Source organism: Deltaproteobacteria bacterium (assembly GCA_020848745.1).
Taxonomy (GTDB): domain Bacteria; phylum Desulfobacterota; class Binatia; order UTPRO1; family UTPRO1; genus UTPRO1.
In genome coordinates, this window is record JADLHM010000070.1 from 22,385 (window position 1) to 42,163 (window position 19,779).

18 protein-coding genes are annotated in these 19,779 nt (G+C 70.6%); 8 read left to right on the forward strand and 10 right to left on the reverse strand.

Translation table 11 applies throughout. From position 1 onward, the window contains the following. Positions 1 to 7: 7 nt before the first annotated feature. From IT293_10600 to IT293_10610, 3 genes are all read right to left on the reverse strand, one after another. The gene (locus IT293_10600; GenBank protein ID MCC6765101.1) at positions 8 to 295 is read right to left on the reverse strand and encodes a hypothetical protein; all 288 of its coding nucleotides are present in this window, start codon (positions 293 to 295) and stop codon (positions 8 to 10) included. A gap of 116 nt (positions 296 to 411) precedes the next feature. Continuing rightward, positions 412 to 2,007, reverse strand: coding sequence for a hypothetical protein (locus tag IT293_10605; protein MCC6765102.1), 1,596 nt, complete (start codon positions 2,005 to 2,007; stop codon positions 412 to 414). A gap of 43 nt (positions 2,008 to 2,050) precedes the next feature. Continuing rightward, positions 2,051 to 3,373 (reverse strand): VCBS repeat-containing protein, encoded by a 1,323-nt coding sequence (locus IT293_10610; protein ID MCC6765103.1) that lies wholly within the window; start codon positions 3,371 to 3,373, stop codon positions 2,051 to 2,053. Between the two features lie 226 nt (positions 3,374 to 3,599). Here IT293_10610 and IT293_10615 point away from each other — a divergent pair, with 226 nt between their 5' ends. Beyond that, positions 3,600 to 4,439 carry an HDOD domain-containing protein gene (locus IT293_10615; protein MCC6765104.1) on the forward strand — a complete coding sequence of 280 codons (840 nt, stop codon included), beginning with the start codon at positions 3,600 to 3,602 and terminating at the stop codon, positions 4,437 to 4,439. Between the two features lie 7 nt (positions 4,440 to 4,446). Here the strand turns inward: IT293_10615 and IT293_10620 are convergent, their stop codons facing one another. Next, on the reverse strand, positions 4,447 to 5,307 hold the full coding sequence (locus tag IT293_10620; protein ID MCC6765105.1) for a crotonase/enoyl-CoA hydratase family protein: 861 nt from the start codon (positions 5,305 to 5,307) through the stop codon (positions 4,447 to 4,449). A gap of 10 nt (positions 5,308 to 5,317) precedes the next feature. Then, on the reverse strand, positions 5,318 to 7,141 hold the full coding sequence (locus IT293_10625; GenBank protein ID MCC6765106.1) for an HNH endonuclease: 1,824 nt from the start codon (positions 7,139 to 7,141) through the stop codon (positions 5,318 to 5,320). Positions 7,142 to 7,376: 235 nt separating this feature from the next. Here IT293_10625 and IT293_10630 point away from each other — a divergent pair, with 235 nt between their 5' ends. Both IT293_10630 and IT293_10635 read left to right on the forward strand, forming a co-directional pair. Then, entirely contained in the window at positions 7,377 to 9,563 is a 2,187-nt protein-coding gene (locus IT293_10630) for a DUF262 domain-containing protein (GenBank protein ID MCC6765107.1), read from the forward strand. 51 nt (positions 9,564 to 9,614) lie between these two features. After that, complete coding sequence (locus tag IT293_10635) at positions 9,615 to 11,123, forward strand: hypothetical protein (GenBank protein ID MCC6765108.1); 1,509 nt, start codon at positions 9,615 to 9,617, stop codon at positions 11,121 to 11,123. Positions 11,124 to 11,236: 113 nt separating this feature from the next. On the opposite strand, the gene IT293_10640 is transcribed toward IT293_10635, so the two are convergent. Further along, positions 11,237 to 11,788, reverse strand: coding sequence for a Uma2 family endonuclease (locus tag IT293_10640; GenBank protein ID MCC6765109.1), 552 nt, complete (start codon positions 11,786 to 11,788; stop codon positions 11,237 to 11,239). Between the two features lie 237 nt (positions 11,789 to 12,025). Here IT293_10640 and IT293_10645 point away from each other — a divergent pair, with 237 nt between their 5' ends. Next, positions 12,026 to 12,631 (forward strand): DUF3109 family protein, encoded by a 606-nt coding sequence (locus tag IT293_10645; GenBank protein MCC6765110.1) that lies wholly within the window; start codon positions 12,026 to 12,028, stop codon positions 12,629 to 12,631. A gap of 93 nt (positions 12,632 to 12,724) precedes the next feature. Here IT293_10645 and ychF read toward each other — a convergent pair whose 3' ends face one another. Next, positions 12,725 to 13,825 (reverse strand): redox-regulated ATPase YchF, encoded by a 1,101-nt coding sequence (gene ychF / locus IT293_10650; GenBank protein MCC6765111.1) that lies wholly within the window; start codon positions 13,823 to 13,825, stop codon positions 12,725 to 12,727. A gap of 370 nt (positions 13,826 to 14,195) precedes the next feature. Between ychF and IT293_10655 the strand changes: the two genes are divergently transcribed. Further along, positions 14,196 to 14,486, forward strand: coding sequence for a hypothetical protein (locus IT293_10655; protein ID MCC6765112.1), 291 nt, complete (start codon positions 14,196 to 14,198; stop codon positions 14,484 to 14,486). Next, entirely contained in the window at positions 14,467 to 14,883 is a 417-nt protein-coding gene (locus tag IT293_10660) for a type II toxin-antitoxin system VapC family toxin (protein MCC6765113.1), read from the forward strand. Before IT293_10655 ends, IT293_10660 begins: the two co-directional genes overlap by 20 nt. A 105-nt stretch (positions 14,884 to 14,988) precedes the next feature. Here IT293_10660 and IT293_10665 read toward each other — a convergent pair whose 3' ends face one another. From IT293_10665 to IT293_10675, 3 genes are all read right to left on the reverse strand, one after another. Beyond that, the gene (locus IT293_10665; protein MCC6765114.1) at positions 14,989 to 15,906 is read right to left on the reverse strand and encodes an SDR family oxidoreductase; all 918 of its coding nucleotides are present in this window, start codon (positions 15,904 to 15,906) and stop codon (positions 14,989 to 14,991) included. A gap of 70 nt (positions 15,907 to 15,976) precedes the next feature. Next, positions 15,977 to 16,366, reverse strand: coding sequence for a PIN domain-containing protein (locus IT293_10670; GenBank protein MCC6765115.1), 390 nt, complete (start codon positions 16,364 to 16,366; stop codon positions 15,977 to 15,979). Beyond that, on the reverse strand, positions 16,363 to 16,584 hold the full coding sequence (locus tag IT293_10675; protein MCC6765116.1) for a type II toxin-antitoxin system VapB family antitoxin: 222 nt from the start codon (positions 16,582 to 16,584) through the stop codon (positions 16,363 to 16,365). Before IT293_10675 ends, IT293_10670 begins: the two co-directional genes overlap by 4 nt. Before the next feature lie 152 nt (positions 16,585 to 16,736). Between IT293_10675 and IT293_10680 the strand changes: the two genes are divergently transcribed. Both IT293_10680 and IT293_10685 read left to right on the forward strand, forming a co-directional pair. After that, positions 16,737 to 18,284 carry an acetyl-CoA acetyltransferase gene (locus tag IT293_10680; protein ID MCC6765117.1) on the forward strand — a complete coding sequence of 516 codons (1,548 nt, stop codon included), beginning with the start codon at positions 16,737 to 16,739 and terminating at the stop codon, positions 18,282 to 18,284. Between the two features lie 32 nt (positions 18,285 to 18,316). Then, positions 18,317 to 19,777 carry a hypothetical protein gene (locus IT293_10685; GenBank protein ID MCC6765118.1) on the forward strand — a complete coding sequence of 487 codons (1,461 nt, stop codon included), beginning with the start codon at positions 18,317 to 18,319 and terminating at the stop codon, positions 19,775 to 19,777. Positions 19,778 to 19,779: the final 2 nt, after the last annotated feature.

A 19,779-nucleotide genomic window follows, 5' to 3' on the forward strand; every position in this document is an offset into this window, starting at 1 on the left:
GCCGCCGTCAGTCGATCGGCGTGCAGACGTCCTTCGCCGGCGGCGTGCGCGCGCACGCCATGCCGTCGGTGACGCCGCTCGCGAGGTAGGCGCAGGCGTTGCCGATCGCGGCCTGGCGCGCGTCCTCCTCGCGCTCGCCTTCGACGGTGCGGCACTGCGAGAGGCCGTTGTAGGTGATGCACACCTCGCAGCGAACCCCCTGCAGGTGAAAGGTCCGCCACACGACGAAGCCCATGAAGAGGAAGAGCGCGGCGAGCGCGAGGCGACTGAGGATGCGGCGGCGCGGCGCGGCCATCGGGCGCACCGTAGTACGCGTCGCTCCGAGCGGCAACGCGATGGCACGCGCGCCGGCGCGTCACGGCGTGCGCGGCTCGTTGCTCCGGCCGTCCTTCCCCGGCGCGGCGACGCGCATCAGGGACGGATGCGCCGGTAGATGCGCGGTCCGCCCGTGCTGGCGCCGTAGGCGAGCCGCCAGTGCTCGGGGTGGGACAGAACCGCCGGCTCGGCGTACCGCCGCGAAACGTCGAGGAACTCGAGGTCGTCGATCACGACCCAGTCGATGGGGACCTCGCGGAGCTGGCGCTCGGCGCGGTTGGCATCGGGATCGAAGGGGGGGAAGACCGCGCGGAGCCCGCTCATCAGGTAGAGCCGGTGCGGCGTCGCGGTCGCCGCGATCGCGCCGGGGGCGGCCTGCCGCGCGAGCCAGGCGAGCGCCTCGTCGTGGAGCTGCCAGCGGTGCGAGTAGAAGAAGAGGCGCTGGGGCGTCGCGCCCGGGACCGCCGCGACCGGCGTGTGGCGCGCGCTGAACACGGTGCCGAGGACGACGACCTCGGCGGCGAGGAGCACGCCGATCGCGGCGCCGGCGGCCGTCTGGAGCGCCAGGCTCGCGACGCGGCTCGCGTTCTCGAGGACGAGCGCCAGGCCGATGGCCGTGAGCGGCGCGAGCGGCATGAGGTAGCGGCCGAACTGCGACGGCCACGGCGTGAGCGTCGCGAGCGCGAGCGACGCGAGCCAGACCAGGGGCGCCAGGCGGATGCCGTCGAGGACGAGCATGCCGAGGCCGGCGGCGGCCACGAGTCCGATCAGCGTGCAGCCGAAGCGGTTGAGCGCGAGCGAGCGTGACGGCGGCGGCGGATCGTCGCGCAAGTGGAACACCGGCCGGAGCGGACCCTCGGCGCGGACGCCGATGCTTTCGCCGAGACGCTCGGGAAGGGCGAGCGCGTTGTCGACGACGCGCCGGACGAGATCGCGCCCGTCGGCGATGCCGCGCTCCGGCTCGAAGGCGTCGCGGTACGCCATGTTGGCCGCGTAGCCGACGTTGTAGAAGTTGTAGGGCGCGCGCTGGTACGCGTACGCCGGCTTCACGAACTCCGGCCGTGTCTGCACCTCGGTGACGTAAGCCTGCCAGACCAGCACGGGCAGCGCCGCGAGCGCGGCGCGGAGCGCGGCCTCGAGCACGCGGCGCGCGAGGAGCGCGTCGACGACCCAGGCGACCAGGAGCGCGAGCCCGCTCGCGCGCAAGAGGTAGGCCGCGCCGCCGAGCAGCGCGGCGAGCCCGCGCCGCTCGTCGCGCTCGGCGACGAGCAGGAACAGCACCGTCGCGCACGCGAAGGGCAACTCGGCGAAGAGCGCGTCGGAGAGCCAGAGCAACTCGAGGTGCAGCACCACCAGCAGGCTCGCGACGAGCGCCCACCCGGCACGGAGCCAGCGGCGCGCGAGCGCGTAGACGGCGAGCGCGTAGACGAGGAAGAGCACCGCCCACGTGAGCCGCAGCGCGTGTCCGGTGACGGCGGGCGCGCGGCTGCCGACGAGGCGCTGGTGCGCCGCCACGATCATCGGCAGGAGCGGCGGATACTGGATCGCCTCGATCCGTCCGGGCTCGTTGAGGAGGCGGTAGCCGTTTCCTTCGCCGAGCGAGGTTCCGAGCACGTAGTACGCGCCGGCGTCGTAGCGGAGGTCGAGCGGACCGCGCAGGCGCGGCACCCACAACACGACCGTCGCGATCACCAGGAGGCCGACGGCGAGCCCGTCGGCGCCGACGCGGGGGAAGCTAGAGCGTGGCGTGAGTGACGTTCCAGGTGATGTCGCCGGGGGTGAGCGGCGTCAGCACCGTTTTCGCGAACGAGCCGTTCTGCCAGCGGTATTGGCGGAGCTCGTGTTGGTCCTCGGAGGCGACGTAGATCTCGAGTCTCCCGTCACCGTCGAGGTCGGCGAGGTCGACGGGCTGCTCGAAGCCCGACGACTTGGCGTCGATGAGCGTGCGCGTCCACGCGCCGGTCGCGCCGTCCGGGCCCTGCTCGAACAGCCAGAGCCCCGACGCCAGCGCACCGGCGACCAGGTCCATCTTGCCGTCGCCGTTCACGTCGCCTGCCTGGATCGCGCGCATCTGCCGGTCGGGGACGGTCGCGACGACGGTGCTGGTGAAGGCGCCGTCCCTGAAACGGTACTCCTTCACCGTGACCGGACGCACGATCTGGCCGCCCGCGCCGACCGCGCCTTCCCACACCACGTAGAGCTCGGACTGCGCGTCGCGGTCCAGGTCGGCGACGAGGATCTCCTTCGCGTGCGTGTCGCCGGGCGCGTCGACGACCGACTTCTTCCAGGCGCCGTCGGGCGCGTGGTGGTACATCGTCACCTCGCCCGGCTGCTCCTGGTCGAGCTTGTTCGGCTTGCTCGGCGTGGCGAAGATCTCCGGGAGACCGTCGCCGTCGATATCGCCGATCTCGATCTCGTGGACGAAGGTGTCGGCCCGGCGGTCGATCTCCTCCACGCGCCACCCGTCGCTCGGGTGGACGATCGCGATCACTCCCTGGTCGTGGGTGGCGATCACGAGGTCGTCCTTGCCGTCGCCGTCGACGTCGCCGCGCTCGATGTCGCGGAGGCGATCGAACTTGCCGCCAAACTTGGGGTTCCAGCGCGTCGTCGCCGACCATGCGCCGTCCGTGAAGCGCCAGGTCTTGAGCATCGCCTGGTTGGCGCCGATCGTGAGGAGACCGCCGTCCCACGGCATCGCCTTGTGGAAGGCGTTGCTCTCGGGATCCTCGACCGTGACCGTCTTCCAGCCCGCGTCGGTGCGGCGGACGATCAGGAGCTTCGCCGGGCCGGGAACGGGCTGCGTCTTGCCGTCGGCCTTCTTCACGTCGACGAACTGCGCGACGGTGAGGAGGAGCGACGGGTAGGGCCCGCCGGCGAGCGGATCGCGGCGCGGTGCCACGGGCGCGGGTGCCGCGGCCGGTGCCGCGGGCACGGGCGCCGCGGGTGCGGGCGGCACGCCGGGCTTCCCGACCGTTTCGCCGCCGCGTTCGCACGCCCCGAGGGCGAGGAGTGCGGCCGACGCCATCATGCTCCGCCACCCGACCGTCCGACGCCGCATGCGAGCTGACGTAGGATGGATCATGGCGGCTTGCAAAGGGGGCCGCGGCCCGCGGCGCGGGGCGCGAGTGCTGTGCGTTTGTGTACGCCGGAATGCGCCTTTGTGACGCCCGGCGACGCGTGGGCGGGGCGGCGTATCGCGCGTCCGATCAAGCAGATACCGCGCGGGCGGCGCCTCCGGGCGCCGCGAATCTCCAAAGGCATGCTCGTTGCTCGCACGGCACGGCATGAGCTCGCCCGAGATGCACTCCGAGGCCGCCGAATACCTCGCCCCCCGCTCCGCCCTGCGCGAGCTCTTCAATCGCGTCTCCGAGAGCTGCGACCTGCCGCCGCTGCCCGCGGTCGCCGTACGCGCCATCGCGCTCGCCCGCGATCCGAACGTCGGCACCGATCAGCTGGTGCGTGTCGTGTCGACCGACGCCGCGCTCGCGGCGCGCGTCGTCTCGATCGCGCGTTCGGTGCGCTACATGCGGCGCGAGCCTCCCCGCACGCTCGACGCCGCCATCCAGACCGTCGGGTTCCAGGCGCTCCGGCGCATCCTCATCGCCGCCTCGGCGCGGGCCGCCTATCGGGCCGACGACGTCGTCGCGCAGACGCTCTGGGAGCACGCGCTCGCGACCGCGCTCGCTGCCGACGAGCTCGCACGTCTAGCGGGCGAGCCGCGCGGCGGGGGCTCGTTCATCGCCGGGCTCATGCACGACATCGGGAAGCTCGTGCTGCACCTCTCCGACGGCCGCCGCTTCGCCGCGCTCGATCACGACGACGAGGGGCGCGAGGCGGAGATCTTCGGCGTCACCCACTGCCAGGTGGGGGCATGTCTCGCGGAGCACTGGGGCCTCGAGGACGACGTCGTGTGGGCCATCCTGGCGCATCATGACGCGCCGAAGGAGGCGCCGCTCGCCGGCCGCATCCAGCTCGCCGACGCGATCGCGTGCCGGATCGGCTACGGCTGCACGCGCGGCGGCGACGCCGAGCTGCCGCGCGATCTCGCCTCGACCGTGCCGGTCGACGAGGTGGCCGCCAACGTGCTGTCGTCGTTCGAGACCGAGCGTACGTTGTTCGTGTAGGGCGCGGTCACTCGAACTCGCGCTCGCGCCACCACGGGTAGAAGGACGGCATGTCCACGCTCGGCCGGAGCGTGAACTTCGGCGGGCGCTTCTCGAGGAAGGACGCCACGCCTTCGTGAGCGTCGGCCGACCGGCCCATCGCGAAGATCGCACGCGAGTCGACCTTGTGGGCTTCCATCGGATGGTCGGCGCCGAGCATGCGCCAGAGCATCTGGCGCGAGAGCGCGACCGACATCGCCGACGTGCCCTCGGCCATCTCGCGCGCGAGACCGCGGGCCGTATCCAGCATGATCTCCGGCGGCGTCACCCGACTGACCAGTCCGGCCGCGAGCGCTTCCTCCGCCGCGAACACCCGTGCCGTGTAGACCCACTCCGTCGCCCGGCTGATGCCGACCAGGCGCGGCAGGAACCAGCTGCTGCACGCCTCGGGCACGATGCCGCGCTTGGTGAAGACGAAGCCCATGCGCGCGCCGGTCGCCGCGATGCGGACGTCCATCGGTAGCGTCATCGTGATGCCGACGCCGACCGCGGGGCCGTTGATCGCCGCGATCACCGGCTTCTTCGACTCGAAGATGCGGAGCGTGAGGAGGCCGCCGCCGTCGCGGTGCGTGTCGATGGTGAGCGGTTTCGCTCCGGCGGAATGGTCGAAGGCGCCACTCCCTCCGGACAGGTCGGCGCCGGCGCAGAACGCGCGCCCCGCGCCGGTCACGATGATCGCCCGCACCGCGTCGTCGGCGTCGGCGCGATCGAACGCGTCGATCATTTCGTGCATCATGCGCACGGTGAACGCATTCAGCTTGTCGGGGCGGTTCAGGGTGATGGTGAGGAGCGGGCCGTCGACGTCGTAGCGGATCTGCTCGTAGTCCATGGGCGTTCTCTTACACGTAGCGGTCCCCGATGCACGAGAAGAGCGGGAGATCCCACCGCAGCCCATCCGGCGCGGTCCCGGCCACCCGGATGATGCCGGCGTGGATCCCGTGCAGGTGGTGCGCCGCGCAGACCGTCGTACGGTTCGACCGCTGGTTCCCGCCGCCGCGTGAGCGGAAGCGGACGTGATGGTCGTGCAGGTTCCGGCGGCTCGAGCAGCCGGGCACCGTGCAACGCCAGCCGTCGCGCGTGAACACCGGGTCGCGATGCGGCGATTCGGCTTCCCAATCGACGATCACGCGCAGGAGCAAGCGTTCGAGCGCACGCCAGCGGGGCTCGCCGGCGCTCGCGAAGATCCCGAGCGCATCCCGCATCAGGGCCGTCACCGAGACGGGGCCGGCGAAGCGAACCTCGCTCTCCGCGATCTCGATCGTGCCGGTGTCAATTTTTGTCACCGAGCTCGACGCGCTCGGACACGCGCCGATTTGCACGCCGAGCGGGCTTTCGACGAGCGGCGGCAGGAGTGACGAAAAGGGACCGTCGAGATCGCGGCGATCGAGCACCCAAGCCACCTCGTCTTGCAGGCGGCGCACGGTGACCGCGTTCGCGCGCGCGAGCCAGGCATCGGCCGTGGTTCGGTCGACGACCGGGAGAAGGGCGAGGGTGCGCGCCCAGGAGAGCCGACCCTCTTCATAGGCGGCCGCGAACGGCGCGGCACGCCGGACGCCGCGTTCGATCCGCACGAGCGCCCAGACCTTGCGCGTCGAGAGGCCGAGGCGCTCGCGGACATAGGCATCGAGCGACCGGAATCCGAGCGCGCGGTAAAGATGGTGATCGACGAGCACTCGGAGAAGCCGGCCGATGCGCGGCTCGACCGTGCGGAGCGTGTGCAGCGCGGCGACGAGACGCGCGTCGATCTCGTGCGGGTCGGTGGATTCGGCGGGCGGCGCGAGCGACGGCGCCGTATCGGCGAGTGGGAGGTCGTTGGCGGTTGGCTCTGCAACCCTGTCGAGATCGGCGAGGGATGGATCGATCTCGATATCGACGACGGGCGCAGCGACCGACTGCCGATCACCGCGCCCGGCTCGCCGCTTCACACGAAGGAGGGCGGCGATCACACGGTCGGCGATCGTCGTCCTCATCGGGCGCGCCGCGATCCCTTCGGCGGCGATCGCTTCCGCTGCCCGCCACGCCGGGAGCGGCGCCCCCGCCATGCGGCTCGCGAGCTCGCAAGCGTGCCGCCAGAGACGCCGGATGCGACCCGGGCACTCGATCCGCAGCACGGCGACGGGCTCGCCGTCGATGAGATCGTCGTCGAAGTCCTCGACCGCCGCACTCCGATTCCGCGAGCGGTGCGCGGCCACCGTCGCGCTCAGCACGTCGATCGAGCGCGTGCGCGCGAGGCGCACCCACGCCGATTCGGTGGCGGCCGTCGCGACGCCAACCAGCAGCCGCAGCTGCGTCCACGAAAGGGTGCCGTCGTGAAACTCCGCCGCGATCCGTGGGCGATCCGCCAGCCGCCTGGCGACGAACGCCGCTTCTTCGACTGCGCGGGCGGACAAGCCCAGTCGCTCGCGAGCGTAGTCGGCGAGCCGCGCGAACCCGAGCCGGCCATAGGAGCGCCGGCCCAGCAACAGGTCCGCGTACATCCCGATCGTCAGCCGCGCGGATGCCTCGGTGCGACATGCCACCCGCAGGCCACGGTCGATGTCGATCGCGAGGCGCTCGCGCTCCACCACGCGGACCCGCTCGGCTTCGGCGCGCGCGCACGCGACGAGCCGCGGACGGCCCGCCGGCACGCGGGCAAAGGAGGGTCGGGCGGCGAGGTGCGACATCGGAGACTCTCCGGAGAGCGAAGAATAGGCGAAACCCAGTACGGTAGTCAAGAAAAATCTTGACGGTCGAGGCAAGGGCCATCCCGATGGAAAGCGGATTTGCGCCACCCGTCCGGAAGTGGTGACATCGCCCGACAAATCAGAGTTCTTGATCGCGCTCAGGTTCATCTTGCATCCCACGATGCCGATCTGAGATCGCGATGCGCACCTGCCCCGCCCGTAGAGGAGTCTCCGATTGGAAACCCAGGTCCGCACGCCCCAAACGGTCTTCATGCAGCCGCAGCGCCTCGTCGTCCCGCTCTTCCAGCGCCCCTACGTCTGGAACGAAGAGAGTCAGTGGGAACCGCTCTGGGAGGACGTCACTCGCCTTGCCGACCGTGTCCTCGCGCGACCGACCGATCGCCATCACCCGCACTTCCTTGGCGCCGTCGTGCTCCAGCAGGTCCCGAAGCAGACGGGGCAGATGCAGGAGCGGACGATCATCGACGGCCAGCAACGGCTGACCACGTTGCAACTGTTGCTCGATGCGCTGCATGCCGAGCTACTGGCGGTCGGAGCGCAGGCGCCGGCGATGCGGATCGAGCCTCTCGTGATGAACGCCGAGCCGTTTTGTGTGAAACCGGAGGATCGGTTCAAGGTCTGGCCGACCAATCGCGACCGCTCGGCCTTCAATGCCGTCATGGCGGCCTCGCCGCCGATCGACTACGCGGGGCTTGGGCACGTCGGTGAGCGCATGGTGGAAGCGCACCGCTTTTTCCACGCTCGGGCGCACGAGTGGCTGGGAACGGCAGGGCCGGACGCGGTCGCGACCCGCGCCGCCGCGATCGAGACCGTCGTGCGAGACCTGCTGCAAGTGGTCGTGATCGATCTCGCCGCGGACGAGAACGCGCAGGAGATCTTCGAGACGCTGAACGCTCGCGGCGCCCAACTGACCGCGGCCGACCTCATCAAGAACTTCATTTTTCAGCGCCTGCTCGAGCTCGGGACGGACGTCGAGGCGGCGTATCGGAAGCACTGGGCGGAGTTCGAGACCGGGTTCTGGGAGACCGAGATCGCCGTTGGTCGCGTGCGTTATCCGCGCTCCTCGATCTTCCTGAATCATTGGCTGGTGGCGCGGACGGCCGAGGAGGTCGTGGCGCGCGAGGTGTTCGACCGGTTCAAACGCTTCGCTGATCACGAAGCCGGCGTGCCGATGAGCGGGCTGCTCTCGAGGATTCACGAGGCGTCGCAGGTCTACCGCCGGTTCGTGACGGGGGCGGCCACGCCTACCGGTCCGATCGACCGCCTCGGGCTATTCGGATACCGCACCGGCGTTCTGGAAAGCGAGGTCATCAAGCCGCTCGTCCTCGGTCTTCTGGATCCCGAAGAGGCGGAGATTCCGCACGAGCAGATCAGCAAGGCGCTCGACGTCGTCGAAAGCTGGATGGTGCGCCGCATGTTGGTTCGCGCCACGACCAAAGCGTACAACCAAGTGATCGCGGAGCTCGTCGCGCAGGTCCGCAAGGGTGACCGGAGCTGCGCGGGGGACATCATCGAGACGTATCTGCGCGCTCAAGCGAGCGAGAGTCGCTACTGGCCGGACGACGCCGAGGTCCGCGAGGAGCTCGGCACACTCCAGGCGTACCGGCGGCTGGGTCGCGGCCGCTTGCGGATGGTGCTCGAGGCGATCGAGGACTTCCAACGCGGGTGGAGGGACGGCCGGCCGGGATTCGGCGACGAGCGCGTCGCCCGCGGCAAGCTCGTGATCGAGCACGTCATGCCGCGAAAGTGGGTGTCGCACTGGCCGCTCACCGCCGGGGGAGATACCGAGACTGACCGCGAGCGGCTGCTCCACACGCTGGGGAACCTGACACTGCTGACGGGGAAGCTGAACTCCAAAGTCTCGAACGGTCCCTGGCTCGGCGCGGGCGGGAAGCGCGAGGCGCTCGAATCGCACGACGTGCTCGTCCTGAACCGCGAGCTCCTCAAGAGGGCAGCCGAGCAGTGGAGCGAGGTTGCGATCCGCCGCCGCACGGAGGAGCTCACGGAGAGCATCCTCCAGATCTGGCCCGTGCCGCCCGGCCATCGCGCGAACTTCCAGCGCGATCGCCGCCCCCGCCTCCGAAAGTTCGTGCAACTCGCCGACCTCATCAGCGCCGGCAAGCTCATGCCCGGCATGTCGCTCCATCCGCGCCGCAAGACGCTCGCCGATCGGGTCGCGATACTGCTCCCCGACGGCCGGATCGAGGTCGACGGTCGCATCTTCACCCGACCATCCGAAGCCGCCGTTGCGATCACGGGCCGGCCGACCAAGGGCTGGTACTTCTTCCTGGTGGATCAGGCATCCCGCCGCTCCCTGCAGGACGTCCGCCTCGACTACGTCGAAGCGATGTCGGTCGACGACGACGATCTCGATGACGAACCGACCGAGGACGACGACTGACGCGCGAGATCGTAGAGCTCTTCCGAGTCCTGGTCTAAACGGAGATTCCCGATGCCGCTCTTCCTTAGTCGCGCCGCGCTCGCCGCCCTCGTCTTCGGCGTGCTCCTCGCCGTCTATTCCTCGTCGCGCGGGCCGCTGCCGACGTGGGATGCGTATGCCAACGTGTTCCCGGCGCTCAGCCTCGTGAACGACGGCGACTTCGTGCTCGCGCCCACCGAGATTCCCTTTCTCTTCGACTGGAGCCTGCCGGCGAGCGGGCGCCGGCTCCAGGTGCCGGTGTGGGATCGCATGGTGATCGACGGGCGGCCGGCGGCCGAGCTCTATCGGGAAGGGAAGCTCCGGCCCGAAGGGTCGCCGTACTACTTCGTTGTCCGGACGCCGACCGGCGAGTATGTGGGGAGCGAGCCGCCGGGGACGGCGGTCGTGGCGGCGCCGTTCTACGCGGCGCTGGCGCTGCCGGACGTCGCCCGGAGCCTCCGCGACGTCCGGCCGCTCGTCGAGAAGAACGGGCTCGTGGCGGCCGTGCTGACCGCTGCGACCGCGGCGATCCTCTTCCTCACGGCGGCGCGCTTCCTCGACACCGGGCGCGCGCTGCTCGTCGCGGCGATCTTCGGGCTCGGGTCGTGTGCCTGGTCGCTCGGCAGCCAGGCGCTCTGGGCGCAGGCGGGAATGCAGCCGTTCCTCGCGCTCGGCATCGACCAGTTCCTGCGCATCCGCGACCGTCGCGGCCATGCGCTCGTCGCGGGGCTCGCGCTCGGCGCCGCGGTCGCGTGCCGTTCGACGAGCCTCGTCGTGCTGGCGGCGCTCGGCCTCCATCTCCTCGCGACCGACCGCAAGTCCTTGGTGCTCGTCGTCGCGGGCGCGCTCGCGCCGCTCGCGGGCCTCGCGGCCTACAACCTCCGCTACTTCGGCTCGCCCCTCGTCGAAGCGCACGCGCTCATGGGACCGGCGGTCGCGCTCCGCAAGACGGGTGTCGCCGACCTCTGGCAGACGCCGCTCTGGGAAGGCGCGCTCGGCCTCCTCGCGAGCCCGGGCCGCGGGCTACTCGTCTACTCGCCGGTGCTCGTCCTCGCGTTCGTCGGCGCGTGGCGCGTCGTGCGCGGGCGGGCGGACCGCGCGTTCTTGCCGATCGTCGCGGCGGCCGCCGCGATCATGGTGGTGCGGTTCAAGTGGTTCGATTGGTGGGGTGGGTACAGCTACGGCTACCGGCCGCTCATGGACGCGATCGTGCCGTTCGCCGTGTTGTTGATCCCGGCGCTCGCCGCCGCCCGGCCGACGGCGCTCCGCCGCGCCGCCGTCGCCGCGGCCCTCGCGTGGTCGGTCTTCGTGCAATGGGTGGGGACCGCGTACGACAGCGACAGCTGGGACCGTCACGGTGGATTCGACCGCCGCGTCACCCGCAGCATCGACGAGCCGCGCTGGCGCGAGCGGCTGTGGTCGATCGGTGAGAATCCGATCGTGTTCTACTGGCGCCACCGCGCCGAGGCGGTCGCGCGCCGCGAGGCGAGCCTCGCGGAGTTCGCGCGGACGCCGTTCGAGGTGCGGCGCCCGACGCCGTGAAGCGGTGGTCCGCCGAGCGAGGTGGTGGCGGCGCGCGACCCCATCCGTGCCTGAAACGGCAACCCCACCGAGCGCGGTGCGGCAGCGTTCCCCGCGTTAGGGCAGCGCAGCGGTCAGCCGAGGATCTCGGCGACCCGGAAGAAGACGCGCGGAAACGCGACCATGGCGATGCGCCGGCCGCGGACCAGCCGCTGGTGCTCGCGGTACCCGCTTGCCGAGGGGCGCCGGTACACTTCGAGCGCCTTCCCGGGGATGTCGATCAGCCAGAGCTCGCGCACGTGCTTGCGGGCGTAGAGATTCGACTTGATGCGACGGTCGTAGGAGACGCTCGAGTCCGCGACCTCGATCGCGAGCAGCACGTCGGATGGGCGGGCGTAGACGGTGCTGTAGAAATCGGCCCGCACTGCGAGGAGTGTCAGATCGGGCTGCGGCTCGGAGTAGTCGTCGAGGACGACGGGATTCTGCACGCTGACGACGACCCGCGCCCCGAGCCGCCGCGAAAAGAGCGCGTTCAGACGGTTGACGCCGCCGATATGTCGCATGCCGATCGGGCACATGTGGAGGACGTCACCCTCGATGAGCTCGACGCGGGAATCCTCGTCGAAGATTCCCGCGTCGCCCATGCGGTGGTACTCGTCGATCGTGAAGCGGTGCCGGACCGGCATCGTATCGTCGACGGCTTCGTGAGCAACGGCGCGTGCCATTGCCGAGTTCCTAACCATACTGGTTCGCCTTTCGAGAACACATTTCGTGGTGACCGGCGCCGTTGAGATCATGCGCTAGGCGTGCGAGCGGCGCATCGCTCCGAGTAGCGGGTCGTCGCTTGACCGTTCCGCTGCGCGCGCGCTACGCCGTCGCGCGTGCGGATGAATGCGGCGGCGAGGCGGAGGCTCTTCGAGACGGTGCGGGATCATCTCGGCATGCACGTGAAGAAGCTGCATGCGCGGATGAGCTGGAAGGTCTTCCGGAAGGGCGCGTCGGTCCGGAACTGCGACGGCAGCTGCTGCCTCAAGGGCTCGGTCGCGTCGTACGACGAGTACCGGAACATCCTGAAGCACAAGGCGCTGATCGCCCCGTACATGACGTCGCGCGCGCGCACCAAGCCCGACCGCTGGTTCGAGGCGCGGGTGAAGAAGGACCCCGACTACCTCTGCGGCAAGGCGGTCGCGACCCGCGTGCTCGACGGCGCGTGCGTGTTCCGCCGTGACGATCGCCTGTGCGCGCTGCACGTCGCGGGCGAGAAGGAGCTCGGCACGCCCTTCAAGTTGAAGCCGGCGATCTGTCTCCTGTGGCCGCTCTGCGTCGTCGACGGCGAGCTCGACGTCAGCTACGCTTCCTTCACGCGCCGCAAGGAATGCTGCGCCCCGGTTCGGAACGGCGCCCGGACCATCTACGACGTGATCGGCCCCGACGATGCCTCGATCCGCATGATGGCGCGGAAGGAGAACTCGCGCGGCGGGAGCGGCGAGATGCCGCCGCACTTGCGGCGCGGACCGACGAAGTCCTGACGCCGCGGCCCCGACGCGGATCGATCCGACACCGCGTCCGCAACGCCGCACCGCGTGCACGATCCCGGGGGCATCGGAGCACTCGCCCGGGCGTCAGACGTTGAAGCGGAAGTGCAGCACGTCGCCGTCCTGCACCACGTAGTCCTTGCCCTCGACGCGGAAGACGCCGGCGGCGCGGCAGCCCGCTTCGCCTCTGTGCGCGAGGAAGTCGGCGTACGACATCACCTCGGCACGGATGAAGCCGCGCTCGAAGTCGGTGTGGATGACCGACGCCGCCTTCGGCGCCTTCCAGCCGCGCCCGATCGTCCAGGCGCGCACTTCCTTCGGGCCGGCGGTGAAATAGCTGACGAGTCCGAGGACGGCGTAGCCTTCCTGGATCACCTGCTCGATGCCGCTCGCGGTGATGCCGTAGGACTGGAGGAACTCGGCGCGCTCGGCGTCGTCGAGGCCGACGAGCTCGGCCTCGACCTTGGCGGAGATCTTGATGATGTGCGCCTGGCGCGGCTCCGCCCACGCGCGCAGCCCCTGCACGTGCGCGTTGTCCTCGGCGAGCGACCCCTCGTCGACGTTGGCGCAGAAGATGACCGGCTTCGAGGTGATGAGGCCGAGCTCCTGGAAGAGCACGGCGCCGTGTGCCGACTCGCGCTCGGGAAACGCGACCGCCGGCAGCCCCTGATGCAGGTGCTCGACGAGGCGCTTCGCGACCTCGAGCTGCGCCGCCGCATCCTTGTCGCCCTTCGCCTTCTTGGCGAGGCGGTCGATGCGTCCTTCCGCCATCTGGAGGTCGGCGAGCACGAGCTCGGTCTCGATCACCTCGACGTCGCGCACCGGGTTCACCGAGCCGTCGACGTGCACGACGTCGGAGTCGTCGAAGCAGCGCACCACGTGGACGATGGCGGCGGTCTCGCGGATGTGGGCGAGGAACTGGTTGCCGAGGCCTTCGCCGGTCGACGCGCCCTTCACGAGCCCGGCGATGTCGACGAACTCGACGGTCGCCGCGACGATGCGCTCGGGGTCGACGAGGGCGGCGAGCTTCGCGAGCCGCTCGTCCGGCACCGGCACGACCGCCTTGTTCGGCTCGATCGTGCAGAACGGGTAGTTGGCGGCCTCCGCGTTCTGCGCCTTGGTGAGGGCGTTGAAGAGCGTGGACTTGCCGACGTTCGGGAGGCCGACGATGCCGATCGAAAGACCCATGGGTGAATCGCGTTAGGTAGCCCGGAGCATGGGCGTGGGCAAGCCGCGTGCGCCACCGCGCGCGCGACCCGCGCGACCGCGCGCGCGACCCGCGCGACCGCGCGCGCCACCGGGCGGTGGGTCGCTTTGCGGCTCCCGGTTCCTGGAGCCCCGCACTCAGGGCCCGCCGGTGGCTCCATGTTGCGGGGTCAGCGGGTCCGCTCTTTCCTCTTGGGCGCTGGGGTGTCGAGATCCGAGCTCGCCGCGTCCCTGGCTCCCCGGCCAATGGTAGAGAGCTCGATCCACGTTCATCGACGGCTGCCAGGACTTCGACCTCATCGGGAAGTGAGGGATCTTGTGTTTGAGGCCATCATGGACTCATAATCAGTCCATGAAGGACATAAAAGTCAGCGAGCTCAAGGCGAACCTCAGCAAGTACCTACGGATGGCGTCCCGCGGCTCGTCCATCGTCGTCAGGGATCGCGACGAGCCGATCGCTCAGATCGGTCCACCGCAGGAGGCCGCGGTCTCCTGGTCGGAACGGATGGCGCGCCAGGGGCGCCTCCGCGTTGGGACGCAGAACTGGAGCCAGTTGAAGATCGCGAAGCTCGATCGGTCGGTCGACATCCAGGCGTCGCTACGCGCGGTGCGCGAGGATCCGAGTGAAGTACGTCGACGCTAGCGCGGTGCTGCGGGTGATCTTCGCCGAGGCGGGGACGACGGTCCCGCTGCGGGACGGCGACCGCATCGTGTCCTCGCAGCTCGTGGAGATCGAAACAGTCCGCGCCGTCGACCGCGAGCGCCTGCTCGGGGCCCTCGACGATGCGCAGACGGCGATCAAGCGCAAGGAGCTGGGGGATTTTCTCGCGATGCTCGATCTCCTCCCGATCGACGGTGCGGTCGTCGATCGAGCGAAGAGCTCGTTCGCGGTGAACGTGCGGGCGCTCGATGCCATGCATGTCGCGAGCGCGGAGATCCTCGCGGCGGAAGCGCGGGGCGAGGCGCTGGAGTTCTGGACGCACGACGACCGCCAGGCGGTAGCGGCGACGTCGCGTGGGCTCGCGGTCTTCGGAACGTGACGTCCGGGATGCGCCGGCCGCCTGCCGTTCGAAAAGTAGTCGAAACCAGGGTGCGGGCCTGGCCTCTCCCTCGAGCCGTGGCTTCCCATACGGCTCCGCCGCGGCCTACCCCCTGCTCCCGAAGAGCCCCGCCATGAGCTTCGGGACGTTGGCGCCGGCGCTCGGGTACTCCTGCGCGTCCGCGAGGTCGGCGATCTTCGGGAAGCTCGCCGCAATCTGCTCGACGCTCGGGATCGCGTCGATGCCGAGCGTGACGCCGGGGCTCTCGACCATCGCGGCGCGCGCGTAGTGCCCGCCGCCGGCGGTGAAGATGCCGCCGGTGAAGGTGTTCTCCTCGCTGCAGAGGAACGCGACCATCGCCGACACGAACTCGGGCTTCAGCTTCTCCATCGTGGCTTCGTCCATCACCGTGCCCATGAGGCGGCTCTTCGCGATCGGCGCGATGGTGTTGGCGAGGACGCCGAACTTCTGGCCCTCGAGCTTCACGGTGTTCATGAGGCCGACGATGCCGAGCTTCGCCGCCGAGTAGTTGGCCTGGCCGAAGTTGCCGTAGAGGCCGGCGGCGGAGGTGGTGAAGACCACGCGGCCGTAGCCGTTCTGGCGCATGGCGGGGAGCGCAGCGCGCGTCACGTAGTAGCTGCCGTTCAGGTGCACGTCGAGGACGCGCGTCCATTCCTCGGGCGTCATCTTCGCGATGCTCTTGTCGCGGAGGATGCCGGCGTTGTTGACGACGATGTCGAGGCGGCCGAAGGCCCCGACGGCGGCGGCGATCATCTTCTCGCCGCCGTCCCAGGTGTCGACCGAATCGTAGTTGGCGACGGCGTCGCCGCCCATCGCCTTGATCTCGGCGACGACCTGGTCCGCCATCGTGGTGCCGCTGCCGGTGCCGTCGGTGTTCCCGCCGAGGTCGTTCACCACCACCTTGGCGCCGCGCGCGCCGAACAGGAGGGCATGGGAGCGGCCGAGACCGCCGCCCGCGCCGGTCACGAGGGCGACACGCCCGTCGAATCGAATCTCGCTCATCGTCTGATCCTTTCAGGACGGGGCTTCGCCCCGGGGTTGGTTCTGCGTGGAATGGCCGGTTGCTACGGCCTCAGGGCTGTCGTTCCCTGAGGTCGCTGATCCGAGCGAGCGTCCGGAAGTCGCGGTCGCGATGCAGGATCTCGAGATCGTGCCGCAGGGCGCACGCGGCGATCAGGCAGTCCACCGAGGACCGGATCGCCAGGCCGCGGCGACGTGCCGAGCGGTAGAGGCCGACGGCGTCCAGCACGAGGGACTCGCCGATCGGCGTCTCGACGATCGGCAGCGCCAGCATCGCGGTCTTGGCGGCTCGAAAGGCCTGCTCTTCGCGGAAGCCCTGCAACACCTCCTGGACGATCGGCAGGAAGGTCACGACGTCGTCGAACGGGACGACCGCCTCGAGGTCGAGAGCATGGCGGCGGCGAAACGTCTCGATCCAAATCGATGTGTCGACGAGGGTCATGACCGCCGACGGCGAGGAGGACGGGCGTCCTGTCGCATCTCCGACAGGTCGCCGTCCCAGGCGCCGCTCCCGCGCAATGCGAGGATTCCACGCGCTCGCGCCCGCCGCACGAACTCCTCCAGCGCGCGGTCAACGGCGCGGGAGTACGTCTTCTCGCCGCTCAGGCGCGTGGCTTCGCGAAGGAGATCCTCACGAAGCACCAAATTCGTACGTTTCATGTGTATCGGGTGTACTGCGGACGGCCGGCGCCGGCAACCTCGATTGCGGCGAAACGTCCTCTCCGGCGCGCGCCGCGTCCGGACGAGCGCTCGGGCCGGCGGTGGTGTAGGGTGCCGCGGTCCGGTTCGAAGCTGCTCCGCGGAGAGAGATCGTGATCGAGGCCAACACCCCTGTCATCGTCGGCGTCGGGCAGTTCATGGAGGCGCCGGAGACGCCGGGCTACGCCGCCCGCGGGCCCGTCGAGATCGCCGCCGAGGCGGCGCGTGCCGCGCTCGCCGACGCGCGGGCGACCCGGCCGCTCGCCGCGGAGATCGACGTCGTCGCGACGACCCGCACGTTCCACGACTCGGTGCCGATCCTGGCCTCGCCGTTCGGCACGTCGAACAACTTCCCGCGCTCGATCGCCAGGCGCGTCGACGTAGTGCCGCGGCGGGCGATCTGGGAGGACGCGGGCGGCAACACGCCGCAGGACCTGGTGAGCGAGATGAGCGAGCTTCTGCACGCGGGCGGGGCGCGCATGGTCCTGCTCGCGGGGGCGGAGGCCGTGTCGACCGCGCGCTGGTTGCAAGCCCGGCAGCGGCACGCGGACTGGTCCGAGACCGTCGACGGCGACGTCGAGGACCGGCTCGGCGACGTGTCGAAGATGGTCTCCGAGGCCGAGATCCGCCATCGCGTCTTCTCCGTGCCGCCGATCTACGCGCTCGCCGAGCACGCGCGGCGCGGGCGGCTCGGCCTCGCGCGCGCGGCGTACGCGCGCACGATGGGCGAGCTGTTCGTGCCCTTCACCGTCGTCGCCGCTGGCAACCCCTACGCGGCGGTGCGGCGCGCGTACTCGGCGGACGAGCTCATGGAGGTGACGGAGCGCAACCGCATGATCGCCGATCCGTACCCGCGGCTCGTCGTGGCGCGCGACCAGACCAACCAGGGCGCGGCGGTGCTCCTGACGACGACCGGCGCGGCACGCGCGCTCGGCATCCCGGAGGAGCGCTGGGTCTACCTGCACGGCTACGCGCGCGCCGCCGAGCGGCCGCTCCTCGAACGCGCCGACCTCGGGGGCTATCCGGCGGCCGAGCTCTCCGGCAAGGCGGCGCTCGCCGCCTCCGGCATCGGGGTCGCCGACGTCCGCTTCTTCGACCTCTACAGCTGCTTCCCGATCGCCGTCTCGAGCGTGCGCGACGCCCTCGGGATCGCCGCCGACGATCCCCGCGGGCTCACGGTGACCGGCGGGCTTCCCTTCTTCGGCGGGCCCGGCAACAACTACTCGATGCACGCCATCGCGAGCACGGTGGAAAGGCTGCGCGCGCATCCCGGGACGTGGGGCTTCGTCGGCGCGAACGGCGGGATGCTCTCGAAATACTCGGTCGGCGTGTACTCGACGCGGCCCCGGTCCTTCACGATCTGCGGCAGCGGGTCGGTGCAGGCCGCCGTCGAGGCGCGGGCGGCGGTCGTGCTCACGGCGCAGCCGCGCGGCCGTGCGACGCTCGAGAGCTTCACCGTCATCCACGGCAAGGACGGACGCCCCGCGGTCGGCGTCGCCGTCGGCCGCTTGCCCGACGGCTCGCGTTGCATGGCGACCACCGGCAAGGGCGACGCCGCGACGATCGCGGGGCTCGCGGGCGCCGCCGACCCGCTCGGCGCGGCCATCGAGGTCACGCCGGGAGGAGCCGCCGCGAATCGCTTCGTGTTCGCGGCGCGATGACGTCGAGAGCTCTACTCCATGCGCTGCGGCCCGTGGCGCTGCACGGCGCCGCGCTGGCGATCCTGCTCTGGCCACTCGTCGGGATCGCGTTCGTTCCGATGGTGGATCTTCCCGGCCACCTGGCCGTCACGCGCATCCTCGACGACGTCCTGCACGGCCAGTACCGCGACTCGCTGCAGCTGAACCTCAATCCCGTCCACAAGCCGGCCTACGTGCTCCTCTACGGGATCTTCGCGCTGCTGCCGAAGGCGGAGGTCGGCCCGGTCGCCGTCGGGGTGATGGTCGCGGCGTTCTACGCGGCGGTCTGTCATGGCGTCGCGTCGCTCGGCAGGCGCCCCGCGTCCTCGCCGCTCGCCGTGAGTCTCGCGCTCCTGGTCACCATGTTCCTGTACGGCTCGGCCTTCTTCTGGGGCCTGATCCCCTTCCTCCTCAGCGTGCCGCCGGCGCTGATCGCCTACGTCGCCTACTTCGAGGCGAGCGGGGTCGTGAACGCCGCGCGGGCCGCCGGGCCCGGGACGGGGAGGCGGGTGGCGCTCTTCGTCGCGGCCGCGCTGCTGGCGCACGTCGTGCATCCGATCTCGTCGCTCTTCCTGGCGATCATGCTGGCGGGCGCTGCCGGCGCGGCGGTCGCGCTCGAGCTCGGAGGCCTTCGCACCGCCGGCGCGGCGGCCCGCGTCTGGCCGAGCGCGTGGCCGCTCGTCGTGTGGGCATCGGCGGTGGTGACGCTCCATGTCCTTACGGCGCCCGCCGGCCACGAGCTCGACCTCGCGCGTTCCATGCCCGCCTTCGCCGCTCCCTTCCATGGGGTCGCGGCGGCGCGTGCCTTTCTCGCGCAGATCCCGATCGAGCTCGGCATCCCGCCCATCCGTGAGCCGGCATCGGCGGTCGCTTCCTATCCCGTCGTCGTCGCGTTCTTTCTCGCCGCATCGTGCGCCGTCGGGCTGGTCGCGTCGCTGATCCCGCGCGCGGCGGATCGGCCGGCCGCGCGGCAGCCGGCGCCCCCGCTCGCCGCCTCCCCGGCGCTGCGGCTCGCCCTCGTCTTCGTTCTGAGCGCGCTTCTCTTTCTCTTCCTCAGGCACGACATCGTCGGGCTCGGCCGGCGGCTCCTCTGGTTTCCCGTGCGCGGGCCGTGCTTCCTCGTGTTCTTCTTCGGGGTGCTCACCGCGGCGCTGGTCCTCCGTTCGCTCGAGCCGATCCGATCCTCGCGGCTCGTCACGAGCGTCCTCGTCGCCTGCGCGCTCGCGATCGCCGCGGAGCGGAGCGTGGTCTTGCGGGGGCAGTTCGCGGCGTTCGACGAGAAGGCGCGCGCCTTCCTCCACGGCGACATTCCGGACCGCTGGTTCCGGAGCCAACCGTTCGGCTACGCCGACCACCTCCGCGTCTACCATTGCTACTTCGAGGAAGCCTGCCCCGACCACCACCCGCTGTTCTTCTCGATCTACCGGGACGACGCGACGATCTATCCCGTCTCCGCGATTCGAGGACCGCGCTAGCC